This is a genomic window from Nonomuraea sp. NPDC048826, assembly GCF_043198225.1.
Taxonomy (GTDB): domain Bacteria; phylum Actinomycetota; class Actinomycetes; order Streptosporangiales; family Streptosporangiaceae; genus Nonomuraea.
Window position 1 is genome coordinate 116,744 of sequence record NZ_JBICUQ010000009.1, and the last position, 15,691, is coordinate 132,434.

Annotated in this window: 15 protein-coding genes; 7 read left to right on the forward strand and 8 right to left on the reverse strand. The window is 71.3% G+C overall.

Annotated elements, in window-relative coordinates; all coding sequences use genetic code 11:
• The first annotated feature begins 101 nt into the window (after positions 1-101).
• Both ACGFI7_RS31150 and ACGFI7_RS31155 read left to right on the forward strand, forming a co-directional pair.
• Positions 102-2,264 (forward strand): DEAD/DEAH box helicase, encoded by a 2,163-nt coding sequence (locus ACGFI7_RS31150; protein ID WP_393410782.1) that lies wholly within the window; start codon positions 102-104, stop codon positions 2,262-2,264.
• Positions 2,265-2,311: 47 nt separating this feature from the next.
• Positions 2,312-2,602, forward strand: a complete 291-nt coding sequence (locus tag ACGFI7_RS31155; RefSeq protein WP_393410784.1) for a YiaA/YiaB family inner membrane protein — start codon at positions 2,312-2,314, stop codon at positions 2,600-2,602.
• 6 nt (positions 2,603-2,608) lie between these two features.
• Here the strand turns inward: ACGFI7_RS31155 and ACGFI7_RS31160 are convergent, their stop codons facing one another.
• From ACGFI7_RS31160 to ACGFI7_RS31170, 3 genes are all read right to left on the reverse strand, one after another.
• Entirely contained in the window at positions 2,609-3,259 is a 651-nt protein-coding gene (locus tag ACGFI7_RS31160) for a response regulator (RefSeq protein WP_393410786.1), read from the reverse strand.
• A 22-nt stretch (positions 3,260-3,281) separates the two neighbouring features.
• Positions 3,282-4,397: a MacS family sensor histidine kinase gene (macS, locus tag ACGFI7_RS31165; RefSeq protein WP_393410788.1), complete on the reverse strand. Its 1,116-nt coding sequence runs from the start codon at positions 4,395-4,397 to the stop codon at positions 3,282-3,284.
• Positions 4,398-4,608: 211 nt separating this feature from the next.
• Positions 4,609-5,895 carry an MFS transporter gene (locus tag ACGFI7_RS31170; protein WP_393410790.1) on the reverse strand — a complete coding sequence of 429 codons (1,287 nt, stop codon included), beginning with the start codon at positions 5,893-5,895 and terminating at the stop codon, positions 4,609-4,611.
• 85 nt (positions 5,896-5,980) lie between these two features.
• On the opposite strand from ACGFI7_RS31170, the gene ACGFI7_RS31175 reads away from it, so the two are divergent.
• The gene (locus tag ACGFI7_RS31175; RefSeq protein WP_393410792.1) at positions 5,981-6,532 is read left to right on the forward strand and encodes a CGNR zinc finger domain-containing protein; all 552 of its coding nucleotides are present in this window, start codon (positions 5,981-5,983) and stop codon (positions 6,530-6,532) included.
• Positions 6,533-6,913: 381 nt separating this feature from the next.
• Here the strand turns inward: ACGFI7_RS31175 and ACGFI7_RS31180 are convergent, their stop codons facing one another.
• The 3 genes from ACGFI7_RS31180 to ACGFI7_RS31190 all read right to left on the reverse strand — a co-directional run bounded on the left by ACGFI7_RS31180 (position 6,914) and on the right by ACGFI7_RS31190 (position 9,287).
• A complete protein-coding gene (locus ACGFI7_RS31180; protein ID WP_393410794.1) occupies positions 6,914-7,363 on the reverse strand; it encodes a hypothetical protein in 450 nt (149 codons plus the stop codon).
• Positions 7,364-7,702: 339 nt separating this feature from the next.
• Positions 7,703-8,428, reverse strand: coding sequence for an ABC transporter permease (locus ACGFI7_RS31185; RefSeq protein ID WP_393410796.1), 726 nt, complete (start codon positions 8,426-8,428; stop codon positions 7,703-7,705).
• Positions 8,429-8,573: 145 nt separating this feature from the next.
• On the reverse strand, positions 8,574-9,287 hold the full coding sequence (locus ACGFI7_RS31190; RefSeq protein WP_393410798.1) for an ABC transporter ATP-binding protein: 714 nt from the start codon (positions 9,285-9,287) through the stop codon (positions 8,574-8,576).
• A gap of 131 nt (positions 9,288-9,418) precedes the next feature.
• Between ACGFI7_RS31190 and ACGFI7_RS31195 the strand changes: the two genes are divergently transcribed.
• The 3 genes from ACGFI7_RS31195 to ACGFI7_RS31205 all read left to right on the forward strand — a co-directional run bounded on the left by ACGFI7_RS31195 (position 9,419) and on the right by ACGFI7_RS31205 (position 11,963).
• The gene (locus ACGFI7_RS31195) at positions 9,419-10,546 is read left to right on the forward strand and encodes a sensor histidine kinase (protein ID WP_393410800.1); all 1,128 of its coding nucleotides are present in this window, start codon (positions 9,419-9,421) and stop codon (positions 10,544-10,546) included.
• A 4-nt stretch (positions 10,547-10,550) separates the two neighbouring features.
• Entirely contained in the window at positions 10,551-11,198 is a 648-nt protein-coding gene (locus tag ACGFI7_RS31200) for a response regulator (RefSeq protein ID WP_393410802.1), read from the forward strand.
• A 288-nt stretch (positions 11,199-11,486) separates the two neighbouring features.
• Complete coding sequence (locus ACGFI7_RS31205; protein WP_393410804.1) at positions 11,487-11,963, forward strand: nitroreductase family deazaflavin-dependent oxidoreductase; 477 nt, start codon at positions 11,487-11,489, stop codon at positions 11,961-11,963.
• On the opposite strand, the gene ACGFI7_RS31210 is transcribed toward ACGFI7_RS31205, so the two are convergent.
• A complete protein-coding gene (locus ACGFI7_RS31210) occupies positions 11,913-12,902 on the reverse strand; it encodes an LLM class flavin-dependent oxidoreductase (RefSeq protein WP_393410806.1) in 990 nt (329 codons plus the stop codon). The genes ACGFI7_RS31205 and ACGFI7_RS31210 overlap by 51 nt on opposite strands.
• Positions 12,903-13,176: 274 nt before the next feature.
• Between ACGFI7_RS31210 and ACGFI7_RS31215 the strand changes: the two genes are divergently transcribed.
• Complete coding sequence (locus ACGFI7_RS31215) at positions 13,177-15,276, forward strand: CehA/McbA family metallohydrolase (protein ID WP_393410808.1); 2,100 nt, start codon at positions 13,177-13,179, stop codon at positions 15,274-15,276.
• Here ACGFI7_RS31215 and ACGFI7_RS31220 read toward each other — a convergent pair.
• A complete protein-coding gene (locus ACGFI7_RS31220) occupies positions 15,273-15,458 on the reverse strand; it encodes a hypothetical protein (RefSeq protein ID WP_393410810.1) in 186 nt (61 codons plus the stop codon). The genes ACGFI7_RS31215 and ACGFI7_RS31220 overlap by 4 nt on opposite strands.
• Between the last annotated feature and the right edge of the window lie 233 nt (positions 15,459-15,691).

Here is a 15,691-nt window from a genome sequence, read left to right on the forward strand (position 1 = left end):
CGTCCAAATCTAGTCTCGCTACCCGGCCGCCACCCGCTCAAGCCGTCTCGATCCGTTCGTCCGGGTACTGTTCGGCGCGAGCCTGGGGATAGCGTCTATCCATGGAATCGCCGTCTGCCGGGGAGGTTCGGGGCCTGTTAAGGCGCGCGCGGCGGCTGCTGGCCGACGCGCGCGGGCTGGTCGTCGAGCATGAGCGGGCGGTCGCAGAGGTCCGCGCCGCCCTCGAACCGCTGCGGGTGCGGCAGGCCAGGGCGGAGCTCGGGGCCATGCCGGTGTCCCGGCTGAAGGACGTCACCAGCGGCCGGCTGCGGTTCGGGGCGCTGCAGGACGCCGGCTACACCACCGTGCTCAGCGTCCTTGAAGCTACCCCGTACGAGCTGCAACAGCTGCCAGGAGTGGGCCAGCAGACCAGGTGGCAGGCGCAGAAGGCGGCCGAGAGCATCGCGCGGGTCGCGAAAGAGTCCTGCACGGCCCACATCGACGTCGACAACCGCGACGCCGAGACCACCCGCCTGCTCGTCGCGCTGTACCGGCTGGTCGCCGTCGGGCCCGAGCTGGTCCGCGCCCGCCGCGCGGCGAACGCGGTCGGACGGCGGCTGAACGAGGCGCTGCCGCAGGTCCGTCCGCTCAGCAACTGGTTCCGCAGGCTGCTCTCGGGAACCCGTCGCCGGGCCCGCGCGGCGGAGGCCGCGGAGCGGATCGCCGAGCTGCTCGCCGACGAGACCGAGCTCCGGCTGCTGCTGGCCCAGACCACCACGGACCTGCTGCGCCCGCCGCCCGACGGGGCCCTGGCGTGGATCGACTTCGAGATCCGCGCGGCCGACTACTACAACCTGCTGGCGGAGCTCTCGGCCGTGGCGCCGTCGGACCAGGCCGCAGCCGAGGGCTTCCTGCCCGGCGACCTGGCCGAGCGCGTCAGGCGGCAGGAGCTCGACGACACGCTGCGGCGGGTGTCGCTCCGCGGCTATCAGGCGTTCGGGGCGCAGTTCGCGCTGGCGCAGCGCAGGGTGATCCTCGGCGACGACATGGGCCTGGGCAAGACGATCCAGGCGATCGCCGTACTCGCTCATCTGCACGCGCGGGGGACGACGCATTCCCTGGTGGTCTGCCCGGCGAGCGTGCTGGTCAACTGGCAGCGCGAGATCGAGACCCGCAGTTCGCTCAAGGCCTACCGGCTGCACGGCGACGATCGCCGGCTGGCCCAGGGCGCGTGGCTGGAACGCGGCGGGGTCGCGGTCACCACGTACGACGGGCTCCGCGCGCTGAACCCCGAGCCGCGGGTCGGGATGCTCGTCGTGGACGAGGCGCACTACGTGAAGAACCCGCAGGCCCGCCGGTCCAAGGCCGTCGCCCGCTGGTGCGACCGGGTCGGCACGGTGCTGTTCATGACCGGCACGCCGATGGAGAACCGTCTTGAGGAGTTCCGCACGCTCGTCGGCTACCTGCAGCCGGGGCTGCTGCCCGGCAAGGTCGAGCTGGTTCACGGAAGCGATCGGGCGCAGGCGTTCCGCCGGGCCGTCGCGCCCGTCTACCTGCGCCGCAACCAGAAGGACGTGGTCACCGAGCTGCCCGACCTGGTCCACATGGACGAGTGGGAGGAGTTCAGCGTGTCCGACGCCGCCGCTTACCGCGACGCGGTGGAGTCGGGGAAGTTCATGGCGATGCGCCGCGCCGCCTACGCGGTGCCGGAGAAGTCCGCCAAGCTGGAACGGCTGCGCGAGCTGGTCGACGAGGCCGCCCGCGCCGGGCTCAAGGTCGTGGTGTTCTCCTACTTCCGCGACGTGCTCGCCGCCGCCGGTCAGGCCGTCAGGGCGCCGGCGCACGGGCCCATCGACGGGAGCCTGGCGCCGGAACGCCGTCAGGAGGTGGTCGACGCCTTCACCGCGGCCCGGGGCCATGCGGTGCTGCTCGCCCAGATCCAGGCGGGCGGGGTCGGGCTCAACCTCCAGGCCGCGTCCGTCGTGATCATCTGCGAGCCCCAGGTCAAGCCGACCCTGGAGAGCCAGGCCGTGGCCCGCGCGTACCGGATGGGCCAGGTGCGGCGCGTGCAGGTGCACCGGCTCCTCACGCCCGACAGCATGGACGAACGGCTGCTGGAGATCATGCAGGCCAAGTCCACGCTGTTCGACGCCTACGCCCGGCGCAGCCACCTCGCCGAGTCGACGCCCGACGCCATCGACGTCTCGGACGAATCGCTGGCCGAGCGGATCGTCAAGGAAGAGCAGGCCCGCCTCGCCCCGGGTCGTTTCACTCAGGCGGATTAGGTACGCGTACTCAGGCGGACGCCCGGCCCGTGCCGGACCCTGAGGGCATGACCAAACCAGTCCAGCCCACCATGACAGCCGCCTATTACGCGCAGTGTGTCATCTCCTTCGCCGTGGCCCTCGGCAGCGTGGCGCTCGGTCTCATCTTCATGCCGGTCAGCCCCTGGGTCCGGGCGTTCCTCGGGATCGCCGTGCTCTACTCGGTGACGTCCGCGTTCGGCCTGGCCAAGTGCGTACGCGATCGGCAGGAGGTCGCCAACATGGCCAACCGCGTCGACCAGGCGCGCCTGGACAAGCTGCTCTCCGAGCACGATCCGTTCAAGGTCGACAAGCTCTGAACCGGTCTACGCCGTGTCGAGTCCCCGTTCGATCGCGTAGCGGACGAGTTCGACTCGATTGTGGAGATGGAGCTTGTTGAGGGTGTTCTGCACGTGGTTCTGCACGGTCCGGTGGCTGAGGACCAGCCGTTCGGCGATCTGCCGGTACGACAGACCCTTGGCGACCAGGCGGAGCACCTCGGTTTCGCGGTCGGTGAGGCGGGGGCCGTCGTCCGCGGGCCGCTGGGTGGCGAGGCGGCGGTACTCGCCGAGCACCAGGCCGGCCAGGCCGGGGGTGAAGACCGGTTCGCCCTCGGCCGTGCGCCGGACGGCGTCGAGGAACTCCTCCCGGCCGGCCGACTTGACCAGATAGCCGGAGGCGCCGGCCTTGACGGCCTCCAGCACGTCCTCGTGCTCGCCGCTGGCCGACAGCACCAGGACACGGGGCGGACGGTCGGTGGCGGCCAGACCTCTGGCCACCTCCACGCCAGGCAGGTCGGGTAACCGCAGGTCGAGGACCACCACCTCAGGGTGTACGGCGCCGGCAACGCGGAGCGCCTGGCGGCCCTCGCCCAAGGTCGCCACCACGTCGTATCCGGCGTTCTCCAGGTCGCGGGCGACCGCGTCCCGCCACATCGGATGGTCGTCCACCACCATCACCCGCAGAGCGCTGGTCATGCCGTAACTGTAGACCGAGGTGCTATCCGTGGACGGGGATGACGAGCTCGATCTCGGTGCCCTGGCCGGGCACGGACGTGAGACCCACGGTGCCGCCCAGGCCGGCGATCCGGCCCTTGATGGACTGGGCGATGCCGAGCCTGCCCTCCGCCTCCGCCTCCCGGAGGCGTCCGGCGGGGATGCCGGGCCCCTCGTCGCGGACGGTGACGGTGATCGAGTCACCGTCGTGCTCGGCGAGGATCCAGGCCCGCGCGTCCTCGCCGCAGTGCCGGCGGACGTTGTCGAGCGCGGCGCCCACGGCGGCGATCAGCTCCTCGGCCTGGCCCGCGGGGAGCGGCAGCGGAGTGGCGGGCGCCGAGACGGTGACCGACGGCGTGGTGAAGCGGCGCAACCGGGCCCCGACGTCGACGAGGCCCGCGCTGTCCCGCTCCGCCGCTGCGGGTCCGCTGCGGATCAGCTCGCGCACCGCCGCCTCCTGCTCCCCGGCGAGCCGTCCCAGCTCGGCCGCCTCCCCGCCGATCTCCAGCCCCCGGCGCTGCACCAGCGCCAGGATCTGGAGGACCGAGTCGTGGATGCCGCGGGCGAGCCGCTCGCGCTCCCGGTTGGCCGCCTCGATCTCGACGGCCCGTTGCAGCCGTTCCTCCGCGTCCTTGGTCAGCCGGGCGACGTGGCCGACGACCGTACCGGCGAGGATCATCAGGACGGATCCGTTCACCGGAGCGGACAGGTTGAACTCGTGCAGGCCGCGTAGCCACAGGTCGCCGAGCGACAGGACCACCGCCGCGAGCGCGCCCGCCCGCCGCCCGCCGTGGACGGCCCAGGCGAGCACGGGCCCCGCGACCCAGGTCGCCGTGATGGGCATCAGACCTGGTTGTTCGGCCCCGGTCCCCTGGACGTACGGCGAGGCCAGCATGCACCCGAGGGTGACGAGGACGTCCACCACCAGCAGGGCGCGGCTGCGCGCGGTCGAGTAGGCGACGGTGGTGAACGCCGTCCAGACCGCCATCACGCCGATGACGAGCCAGCCTGCGAGGGGACGCTGGTAGCCGTCGGCCGCCGCCAGCAGCAGCGCGGCGTAGCCCAGGGAGGCGACGCGGTAGACCGCGATCGCCCGCCAGAACGACCCTTCGATCCCCATGCGGCCCCATCGATCGATCGACGTCCGACTTTATCCGTCGATGGGCGCTCGGGGGCGTCCGAGGGGCGTTAGAGGGTCCGAGGGACGTCCGAGGGGCGCTCGGGAACGTCCGAGGGGCGTCCGGGGGACGTCCGGGGGACGTCCGAGGGGCGCTCGGGGACGTCCGAGGGACGTCCGGGGGCGTCCGAGGGACGTCCGGGGGGCGTCCGGTTCATGCGCTCACAGAGGGGGCGGGGGTCGCGTCGATGGCGGACGACAGATCGGTACGGAGCGCGTACCGGATGAAAGCCGCCATCACCGCCAGTGCGAGCACCGTGGCGGCGACGAACGCCGCGCGCACCCCCCACACCTCCGCGATCACGCCGGCCACGGCCGCGCTCGGGGGAAGGATGCCCCAGCTGATGACGCGTGAGGCCGCGTAGATCCGGCCCAGCAACTCGGGCGGGGAGAGGTTCTGGCGGATGGTGGCCACGAGGATGCGCCAGATGCTCGACCCCGCGCCCGCCACCACCGCGCCGGCCGCGACCACCCAGGCGGAGGCCTCCATGGCGACCGGCAGGACCAGGAGCACGGTGCCCGCGGCGTCGGCGACGAGCAGGGTGGTCACACCGAACCGACGACGCAGCGGCTCCACCACCATGGACGCGACCAGGCCGCCGACCGCCATCGCGGTCAGCAGGAGCCCGTACTGGGTGGTGGACAGGCCGAGCGGGCCCGGCGCGACCGCGTACACGACGAAGAGGGCGCCGTGGGCGGCCCAGACGACGTTCATCAGAGCGGTGTAGAGGGTGAGCGTGCGCACCACCGGCTGCCGCCACAGGTAGCGGATCCCCGCGACCACGCCATCCGTTCTCTGGGGGGTGCCGGGCTCGGGAGCCTCGACCGGTGCGGGAGTTACCGGTACGGGAGTTACCGGTACGGGCGAGAGCGTCATCACCAGGATGCCCGCGACCGCGAGGACGTACAGAGCCGCGCCCGCGCCCGTGGCCAGGGCGAGGGTGGTCGCGGCCAGGAGGCCGGCGAGGGGCGGGCCGGCGAGCTGGTTGGTGATGTTGATCGTGGCCTCGATGCGCGCGTTGGCCCGGGTGCGTAGGGCGGGGGCGACGACCCGCGGGATGGTCGAGGTCAGCGCCGTGTCGACCAGGGTCTCCGCGACGCCGAGCAGGACGGCGGCGACGAGGATCAGCACGAGCGAGAGCGCGCCCGTCATATAGGCGGCGGTCAGGCCGGCCAGCACCACGGCGCGGGCGAGATTGACGCCGGTGAGCAGGGCGCGCCGGTCGACGCGGTCGACGATCCATCCCGCGTGCAGGCCGAAGACCGGCCAGGCCAGGGTGAGCGCGGTCGTCACGGCAGCCACCCCGCCGGGCGAGGTGCCGATCGCGAGCGCCAGCAGCGGGAGCACGAACAAGGCCAGACCGTCGCCGAGATTCGCCGCCCCGGTGCCGAACCACAGCCCGTTGAACGACCGGCCCAGCGACGTGGGAAGGACACGCATGACTCACACCTCTCAAAGCTTGTTGAACGGTAAGACCGCCCTGTCCTACCTGTCAATCCGGCTTGAACGGTGAGATAATGGAGGCATGACCGAGGTGGAACTGGTCGGGAACGCGCTCTGCCTGGACTTCGCCAACACCGTCAACGCCCGCCCCGTCGCCCGACGGGACTGGCTGGCGACACCCGAAGAGGCTCGAACCTGGGCAGACGCCATCGGCCTGCCCATCGAGGACCCGACCGGGCTCGCCGAAACCCTGCCGGCGGCGCGGGAGCTGCGCGAGGCGGTGTTCCGGGTGTTCGAGGCGCTCGCCCGCTCCGGGTCCCCGTTGGCGGAGGACCTCGACGCGGTGCTGGCCACCCACGCCGAAGGAGTCGGCCGGGCCCGGCTGAAGGCGTCCGGGGAGACGTACGGCCTGCACTGGGAAGCCCCTCGTACGGTGCGCGTGCTGCTGTGGGAGGTGGCCGCCTCGGCGGTCGAACTCCTCACCCACGGGCCGCTGGACCGGCTCGGCGCCTGCCCGTCATGCGTGTGGCTGTTCCTCGACACCAGCAAGAACCGGCGGCGCCGCTGGTGCAGCATGACCACCTGCGGCAGCCGCGACAAATCCCGCCGCTACTACGCCACCCACTCGGCGTAAGGGCTGCGGCGGGACAGCGGCTGCTGCTCCCGCCGCGCGCCTCGTTCCACCCGTACAGTCACCCCGGCCAAGCCGCACACCACAAACCACACACCGCAAGCCGGACCGCGCAAACCGGACTCCGCGAGCAAGACCTCACGTGCACGGCCCCTCACCGGCACGCTTCACCGGCACGCTTCACCGGCACGCTTCACCGGCACGCTTCACCGGCACGCTTCACCGGCACGCTTCACCGGCACGCTTCACCGGCACGGCCCCCACGTTGGCGGCCCCACCTGCCGGGCCCTCGACTGTCTGGGTGTCCGCCTGCCTGATCCCCGCCTGGAGGGCACGGGTCCGGCCGACATCGGCGATCACCACTCGGCCCCTTGGGCACCCCTGTCAACGGCCTCGACGATGCTTGTCGTGCCTGCGGTGGACGGTGGACTGCTTTGGAGGAGGAGGCGCGCCAAGCACCGCATCAGGGAAGAGCCGCACCCAGTGCCACGGCATGCCGCAGTCGTTCGCCTTGGCGGCAATCCCCTGACCACACCCCGCACACATCAGGTTGGGGCCATGCGGGTCCAATCCGCAGCACCCGAAGCCCATGCTCGATGGATCCGGATGAGGCTCCACCGCGATGAGATCCTCCACATTCACCACGATCGTGCCACGCGGCCCCTTATCGGCCACAGTGCGCTCTATGCCGGGAACGAACACTAGGACGGGAAAGGGCTCGGGATCGACGGCGAACCGACCACGCGGGATCAGCTGCGGGGCGTCCTCATGGAGTTCACGCCGAGGCGGCCTACGAAAGGGCTCATAGCCGGTTTCCACCAGATCCAGCGTCACCGCCGTACCACACTGACTGCAGGTGAACATGCCCACAACATTAACCTGGCGCCCCCACCATCAGCCGTTCAGGAAGATCCCAAACAGCCGAGCACGCTTTCCGCGATCAGCATCGGGACAGGCGAGGATGATCACCAGAGGCGTGGCGTTCGACGACCGACATCGGAACGAGCTTCGGCGATCAACGAGGCGGAGCGTCCTGGCAGAGGCGGAGCGTCCTGGACCAGCACCGAGGGGAGTTCCGATGCCCTAGATGCAATCTTCCTGACCGAGCGGCGGCTCGGCACCAGCGAGCCCAGGAGTCGTACACGTCGGGACCTTCCCCGCCCTCCATCACGCCTACTTGATCTCTCTACGGGAGACGCGGGCGATGCCCGCCAGGGGGATCGCGATCCAGAAGGCGGCCGAGGTGGCGAGGCGGGCGGCGTCAGCGCCGGTCAGCTCGCCGGTGATCAGGGGCGTGGTGGTGCGGTTGAGGTCGAGCCACGTGGCCAAGGTCTCGCCGGTGGTGCCGAGCAAGGCGATGATGTTCCACAGCATGGTGCTCGCCAGGCAGATGACGATTGCCGCCGGGCCGTTGAGCAGGAGAGCGCCGACAGCCACCCCCGACGTGACGAAAAGAATGTTCGTCGCCGCCCAGCCCGCCAGGGCCGCGGGCGTCGCGTTCCACTCGGCGGGGACGCCTTGCAGGGCCCCCGTGACCGCGGTGGCAGGCAACGCGACCAGCATCGCGAACAGGCTCGCCACCGCCGCCGCGAGCATCGGCGGCACGGACTTGGCCGCCATCACGCGCCACCGGCGGGGCTCAAGGGCGAACGTCGTCAGCGCCGTGCGATGGCTCCACTCACTCGTGACCGTGAGGATGCCCAGCACGGGCAGGAGCGTGCCGTACCCGATGCCCGCCGTCCAGATGAGCCGCCGCAGGTCGGGGCCGGCGTAGAGACCGCGACTGAAGATGGCCGCCACGGTCAGGACGAGCAGGATCGCGGTGATCAGCTTGGCACTGCGGGTGTCGAAGAGCTTGCGGGTCTCGACGACCAGCAGGCGGTGAAAGGGGATGGTCATCCGGCACTCCGTTGGTGTGAACGGTCAGGTGGTGGACGGGGTGGTCACGTGATGTTCGGCGACGCGGCGGTCAGGTCGAGTAAGCCCCGATCCACACGGTGCTCCGACGGGCTCGATGTCGCACGGTGCTCCGACGGGCTCGATGTCACACGGTGCTTCGGTCGGCGTCGGAGGTCAGGTGGAAGAAGGTCTGCTCCAGGTCGCCGACCTGGTTGAGCTCGGTGATGGTGCCCTGGACGAGCACGCGGCCGCGGCCGATGATCACGACGTGGTCGGCGACGCGTTCGACTTCGTGCAGCAGGTGGGAGCTGAGCAGGACGGCGCAGCCCGAGTCGGCCAGGTCGCGCAGGAGGGAGCGCATCCAGCGGATGCCCTGCGGGTCGAGGCCGTTGGCGGGCTCGTCGAGGACGAGCGCGCGCGGCCTGCCGAGCAGCGCGTGGGCGATGCCGAGCCGCTGCCGCATGCCCAGCGAGTAGGCGCCGACGGCGCGGTGTGACTCCTTGCGTGTCAGCCCGACCAGGTCGAGCACCTCGTCGACCCGTGAGCGGGGGAGCCCGAGGGTGATCGCGCCCAGCATCAGGGTCTCGCGGCCGCTGCGGCCGGGGTGGAAGGCGCTCGCGTCGAGGAGTGTGCCGACCTGGTGGCCGGGATCCTCCAGGTCTGGATAGGGGACGCCGAGCACGGTGGCCGAACCGGAGGTGGCGCGGCAGAGTCCGACCAGGATGCGCAGCGCCGTCGACTTGCCTGCCCCGTTGGGGCCGACGAAGCCGGTGACGCCGCCCGCCTCGACGGTGAAGGACACGTCGTCGAGCGCTCTCACGTCTCTGTAGGTCTTGGTCACATGCTTGAACTCGATCACGGGACCCAGTTCATCGCGGAAGGGCCGGGCCGCTCATCGGATCCAGGTCGACGATGGGATAGACCCAGGGTGGCCCAGCGATCGACCCAGGTCGCTAAGGGCAACGCGGCGAAGTTCCTAGGCTTGGGGGCGTGAACGACCGCTCCGGCCACCAGCCGCCCCTCGACCGGTGGGGCAGTGCGCTGCGCTATCTCCTGGCGCTGGCGCCCATGCTGTTCTACGGCGTGGTCTGGGCCTGGGTCGTCGGTCATGATCCGGCGCGGCTGCCGCACGCCCTGCTCGACGTGGCGCTGGGCCTGCTCGGGTTGGTCCTCATGCGCTGGCGGCGACGGTGGCCGTGGCAGATCGCCGCCGCGACCGCGCTGCTGACCGCCCTGTCGACCACGGCGACCGGGCCCGCGCAGGTGGCCTATGTATCTCTGTGCACCCACCGTGGCTGGCGGCAGATCGTGCCGGTGGCGGTGCTGTTCTGGGTCTGTCTGGGGCTCTACTCGGTCGCGGGCGGCATCACCCAGCAAGGCATGGTCAGCCTCGTCACGGGCACCGCGATCCTCGGCGGGCTGACCGTCTTCGGCCTCTACCTGCGCTCCCAACGCGACGCCACGCTGGCCGCGGAGCAGGCCGAGCTGCAGCGCATCGAACAGGCCAAGCTCGCCGAGCGGACCAAGATCGCCCAGGAGATGCACGACGCGCTGGCTCACCGCATGTCCCTGCTGGCGATGCTCGCCGGCGGTCTGGCCTACCGCGTCGACCTCGGCCCCGAAGAGACCCGTGAGACTGCGCGGGCCATCCAGGAAAACGCCCACCAGTCGCTCAACGAGCTGCGCACCGTGCTCGGCACGCTCCGCTCCGACGGCGCGCTGGCTGCTCCGCAACCGACCCTCGCCGACTTGGACGAGCTGTTCCACGAGGTCCGCACCGCCGGGCAGAAGCTCCAGGTCACCGACTCCATCGAGCGGCGCGACCGGCTGCCCAGCCAGACCGGGCGCAACGCGTACCGGATCGTCCAGGAGGCGTTGACCAACGCGCGCAAGCACGCGCCGGGCAGCGGCGTCACGGTGGAGCTGGGCGGCAGTCCCGGCGACGCGCTGCGCATCCACGTGGCCAACCCGACGCCTTACGGCGCGTCGTCCGGCCCGGGTGGCAAGCTCGGGCTCGTCGGCCTGGCGGAGCGGGTGCGGATGGCGGGCGGCACGATCGCGCACGCCCAGCAGGACGGGCGGTTCGTCCTTGATGTCCGGTTGCCGTGGGAGGCTTGAGGCTGTGACGCGCGTCCTGATCGTCGACGACGACCCGATGGTACGCACCGGGCTGCGTCTCATCCTGGGCGGCGAGCCCGACCTTGAGATCGTCGGTGAGGCGGGCGACGGTCATGAAGCCGTGGCCATGGTCCGCGACCAGCGGCCCGACGTGGTGCTGATGGACATCCGCATGCCCGGCCAAGACGGTCTGGTCACCACCGAGCTGCTGGTGTCGCAGCCGGACGCGCCGCGGATCCTCGTGCTGACGGCCTTCGACGCCGATGACATGGTGCTGCGCGCGCTCCGCCTCGGCGCCGCGGGGTTCCTGCTCAAGGACACGCCACCGGCCAAGATGATCGAGGCCGTACGCACCGTCGCGGCGGGCGAGCCGGTGCTGTCGCCCAGCGTCACCCACCAAGTGATCGCCGCGGCCACCGGCGGCCACGAGCCTCGCAGCGAGGAGGCGCGACGGGAGCTGGCCAAGCTGACGGACCGGGAGCTTGAGGTCGCCGTCGAGGTGGCCAAGGGCAGCTCCAACGCGGAGATCGGTGAGCGCCTCTACATGAGCGTGGCGACGGTCAAGGCCAACATCACCCGCATCTTCGCCAAGCTGGACACCGACAACCGGGTCCAGGTAGCCATGAAGATCCGCGACGCGGGGTTCCTCTGACCTGGGTGGATGCGGTCACCGGTCTTGTTCCTCGGGTGGGGGTTCTTTGAGTCGGCCTGGTGGGGGTGGGCGTGGTTACCGGTTCTGTTCCTCCGACGGGATCCCTCGACGTGGGCATGGTGGGGGTAGGTGTGGTCGCCGGTCCCGTTCCTCCGTCTGGGCGCGGCTGGGCCTTGTTACGCGGCTGGGCGTCGCCACGTGGCCCGGGGCCCGTCACCGAAGGTGAAGAACGAGACGGAGATCTACCGATTTGACCTGAACCTAGGTCGACGTCCCAGACTTGCCCGCATGGACGAGGTAATCGACAGCCCGACAGGCTGGGTGGCGAAGCATATTCGCCGGTATGTGGAGACCGACGGCGAGAGCGGGCACCTGTATCAAGGGCTGCCCACGCTGCTGCTCACGACCCGGGGCAGGAAGTCTGGGCAGTTGCGTCGTACGGCGCTGATCTACGGGGAGGACGGAGGGCGCTACCTGCTCGTCGCCTCGAACGGCGGGTCCGCGGGGCACCCGGCCTGGTATCTCAACCTGGTGGCCGAGCCGGACGTCGCCGTGCAGGTCCGGGCCGACAAGTTCGCCGCCCGCGCCCGCACTGCCACCGAGGAGGAGAAGAAGGAACTGTGGCCGCGCATGGCGGCCATTTTCCCGACGTACGACTCGTACCAATCCAAGACGGACCGGGAGATCCCGCTGGTGATCCTGGAGCGGGTGCCGTCAGGCGGCGACGAGGCCGCGGACGTCGGCGAGGAGCTCGAAGGAGCGTAGCCAGGCCTCGCGGTCGGGGGCGGCCGAGACCGCGATGAGCTCATCCGCCTGGGCACGCTCGGCGAACCGGTCCAGATACTCCTTGACCTCGCCGGGCGTGCCGATGGCCGAGTACTTGGTCATCTGGAGGATCTGCTGCCCGGCGGGGGACTCCAGGATCAGGTCCGCCTCTTCGGGGGTGAACTCGCGGTCTCGGCCCAGCAGCAGGCTGACCCGGTTGCGCTTGGCGGCGAGGAACTGCTGCTCCGCCTTCTCCTTCGTGTCGGCGGTGATCACGTTCACGCCGGCGATCACGTACGGCTCGGTGAGCTGTGCGGACGGCTTGAACTCGCGCCGGTAGAGCGAGACCGCCTCCTCCAGGGCCGCGGGCGCGAAGTGCGAGGCGAACGCGTACGGCAGCCCGAGCATGGCGGCGAGCTGGGCGCCGAACAGCGAGGATCCGAGGATGTAGAGCGGCACGTCGGTGCCCTTGCCCGGGGTGGCGTCCACGCCGGGGATGCGGGAGTCGCCGGTCAGGTAGCCCTGGAGCTCCAGCACGTCCTGCGGGAAGCCGTCGGCCGAGGCGGGGGTGCGGCGCAGCGCCCGCATGGTCTTCTGGTCGCTGCCGGGCGCCCGCCCGAGACCCAGGTCGATCCGGCCGGGGTGCAGGGTGGCGAGCGTGCCGTACTGCTCGGCGATGGTGAGCGGGGAGTGGTTCGGCAGCATGACGCCGCCCGCGCCGAGCCGGATGGTGCTGGTGTGCGCGGCCACGTGCGCGATCAGCACGCTGGTGGCGGAGGACGCGATCGTCGGCATGTTGTGGTGTTCGGCGTACCAGACGCGGCTGTAGCCCCATTGCTCGGCGCGCCGCGCCAGTTCCACGCTGGCGGCGAGGCTGTCGGCGGCGGTCTCTCCCTTGCCGATGTACGCGAGATCGAGAATGGAGAGAGGCAGAGCCATGGGAGTTACCTTTCGTCAGCGGGTGCACGAGGGGTAACCGGGCTCGGCGCACCGTTATTTCCGCCTCAAAGCTGACATGGCACTATGGCGCGCCGCGCCGGGTAGCATCCGCCGTGTGAACCGTCGCATCGTCGCCCTGCTGATCATCATCGGGATGGTCGGGATGAGCGGGCTGGCCGTGGTCGTGTCGGCCGTTCAGTCGGGCGGTGGGTGGTAACGGACTGACGGGCCCAGCGTTTCGTGACACGATGCAGGTGACTGCGAGGAGTGTCCGATGTGTGACGATCCGCTGCTTCCCGAGTCCGTCGCCCGTGCCCTGGCCGACTATCGAGACCTGCGCGACCGGCACGGCGTGTGCTGGGGCGAGGAACCTCTGTCGTACGTGGTCCAGGCATGGGCCACCGTCTTCCTCGACGGCCGCCACGATTACTGGGGCACCGGGATGCGGCAGCTCGCGGAGCGCCTGCCCGGGGCGTCGGAGCACGAGATCGACGACCGGATGGGCGAGGTGGACGTCGACCGGTTGGTCCGCGACGCCCTCGGCGGCGAACTGCTCGCCTCCCTGCCCGCGCTGCGGCTGCGGCCCGACGGCGTCACGCTGGAGGCCCGCCCGCGAGTGGTGCTCGACGGTGTGGCGCCGGAGGTCCGCGCGGGGGTCGTGCCCGGCGACGTTGCGCCGGAGGCCGGTGCGGGGGCGGTGCTCGGCGGCGGATCGGGCGGTACGTGGTTGCTGCTGGATTCGAGCCGGGACGAGCCCGTCACGGTGGTCGTGGACGGGGACGCGTACGAGCTCCCGCCACGCGGCGCGAAGATCGTCGGTGTGCGGCGGGAGGTCGTCGCCGACGGGGCGCCGGTGGATCTGACGCCGCTGAGCAGGCGGGCGGAGGCGGCGGCGGTGCGGCTGCGGGCCGGATTCCCCTGCCGGTGGAGCGTGACGTCGGCCGACGGGCAGGGCTGGTACCCAGACGGCGCCCCGCCCAAGGTCGACGGGCGCGGCAGACCGTACTTCCACGGCGACGACGTGGTGGTGGCCGTGCCCGCGGAGCCGGTCACGGTGACGGTCACCAGGGGCATGGAGTACGCCGAGTCCGAGGTCGAGCTGACCCCGGCCGCGGGCGCCGAGACGCTGGTCGAGCTGACCCCCGAGCGGTTGTACGACGCGGCGGCGCACGGCTGGTACGGCGGCGACATGCACGTCCACCTCAACTGGATGGGCGAGGAACCGGCCGCGCCCGCGCTGGCCGCGGCCGCCCAGCACGGCGAGGACCTGCACGTGCTCAATCTGGTGGCCGGGAACGTGGCGAGCGCCCGGGTCTACGACCGCGAGGCGCTCGAACACTGGCTGGGCCGCGACCTGCCGTGGTCCGACGGGCGCCATCTGGCCAGGATCGGCGTGGAGTACCGCAACGACCTGGTCGGCCACGTGGGCGCGTTCGGGCTGCGAGGGCTGCCCGAGCGCTTCCACACCGGGTTCGCCGGTGACGTCGACTGGCCGCCGAACGCGGTCGCCTGCGAGGAACTGCACCGGATGGGCGCGGTGCTCGGTTACGGGCACCCGTTCCACCTGCCGGTCTCCGACACGGACCCTCCTGAGGTGGCCGTGCAGCGCGGGCGCAACTGCTCGGCCAGGGAGATCGTCGCGGACGCCGCGCTCGGCCTGATCGACACGCTGGACGTGCTCAACCACTCGTCGATCGGCGCCACCGCCACGGTCTACCGGCGCCTGATCGGGGCCGGCAACCGGCTGACGGTGACCGCCGGCACCGATGCGGTGCTGTCGTTCTGCCACCGCGGCACCTCGTCGGGGCCGCCCGGGTGGGAGCGGGTGTACGCGCGGGTGGACGGCCCGCTCACCGCCGAGTCGTTCGCCGAGGCGATCCTCATGGGCCGTACGTTCGCCACCACCGGCCCGTGGCTCGGGCTGAGCGTGAACGGCCGCGGACCCGGCGACACGCTCGACCTGGCGCCCGGTGAGCGGGTGGGGATCACCGTCACCTCGGTCGGGCCCGAGGTGGAGACCCTGGAGATCCGCACCGCCGACGGCGTGCTGGCGCAGGGGCCGCCCGCCCGCCTCACGGCCACGCTGACCGCGGGCGAGCCGACGTACGTGGTCGCGGTCGCCACCGGAGGGCCGCATCCGCGGACCTTCCATAGAAAGGGCGCGTACGCGCACACGAGCCCGGTCTATCTGAACGTCGCGGGCAGGCACGTGGCCCGGCCCGAGGACGTGCGGTGGTGCCTGGACTGGCTGGACCGGCTGGAGGAGGTGCTGCGGGAGTCGGGCGTCTTCGCCACCGAGGACCAGTACGAGGACCACGTGGCGCTCTACGACCGCGCGCGGCGGGTCTATCGCGCGAGGCTGGGCGGCGACTAGGCCAGGATGAGGCCGGCGCCGGCCGGCGTGGTGTCGTCGTCGAGGCCCTCCAGCAGGACGGCGGCCAGGCTGCGGCGCTGGGCGGCCGTGAGGACCATGGGCAGCACGATCGGCATCAGCTCGATCGCGCCGTCGGGGAGGTCACGGACGTGGCAGGGAATCAAAGGGGCGGTCTGGAACACCCCCTCACTATCGCAGCCACCACCGACAAGATCAGTCGAATTTCCGCGCACGCGACCCGCCGCCGAGAACGCCTCTCACGCGGAGCGGGTTCGCGGGTGGGGGCGACATGACGTGCTGGGCGGGTTCGCGGGTGGGGGCGACTTGACGTGCTGGGCGGGTTCGCGGGTGGGGGCGACTCGACGTGCTGGGTGGAGCCGCCGGCGGGAACGACCCGACGCGCTGAGCGGGTTCG

Excerpts from the sequence above, each read along its gene's own strand:
- ACGFI7_RS31150 (WP_393410782.1), top strand. The coding sequence starts at position 102 with ATGGAATCGCCGTCTGCCGGGGAGGTTCGGGGCCTGTTAAGGCGCGCG.
- ACGFI7_RS31155 (WP_393410784.1), top strand. The coding sequence starts at position 2,312 with ATGACCAAACCAGTCCAGCCCACCATGACAGCCGCCTATTACGCGCAG.
- ACGFI7_RS31160 (WP_393410786.1), bottom strand. The coding sequence starts at position 3,259 with ATGACCAGCGCTCTGCGGGTGATGGTGGTGGACGACCATCCGATGTGG.
- macS (WP_393410788.1), bottom strand. The coding sequence starts at position 4,397 with ATGGGGATCGAAGGGTCGTTCTGGCGGGCGATCGCGGTCTACCGCGTC.
- ACGFI7_RS31170 (WP_393410790.1), bottom strand. The coding sequence starts at position 5,895 with ATGCGTGTCCTTCCCACGTCGCTGGGCCGGTCGTTCAACGGGCTGTGG.
- ACGFI7_RS31175 (WP_393410792.1), top strand. The coding sequence starts at position 5,981 with ATGACCGAGGTGGAACTGGTCGGGAACGCGCTCTGCCTGGACTTCGCC.
- ACGFI7_RS31185 (WP_393410796.1), bottom strand. The coding sequence starts at position 8,428 with ATGACCATCCCCTTTCACCGCCTGCTGGTCGTCGAGACCCGCAAGCTC.
- ACGFI7_RS31205 (WP_393410804.1), top strand. The coding sequence starts at position 11,487 with ATGGACGAGGTAATCGACAGCCCGACAGGCTGGGTGGCGAAGCATATT.
- ACGFI7_RS31210 (WP_393410806.1), bottom strand. The coding sequence starts at position 12,902 with ATGGCTCTGCCTCTCTCCATTCTCGATCTCGCGTACATCGGCAAGGGA.
- ACGFI7_RS31215 (WP_393410808.1), top strand. The coding sequence starts at position 13,177 with ATGTGTGACGATCCGCTGCTTCCCGAGTCCGTCGCCCGTGCCCTGGCC.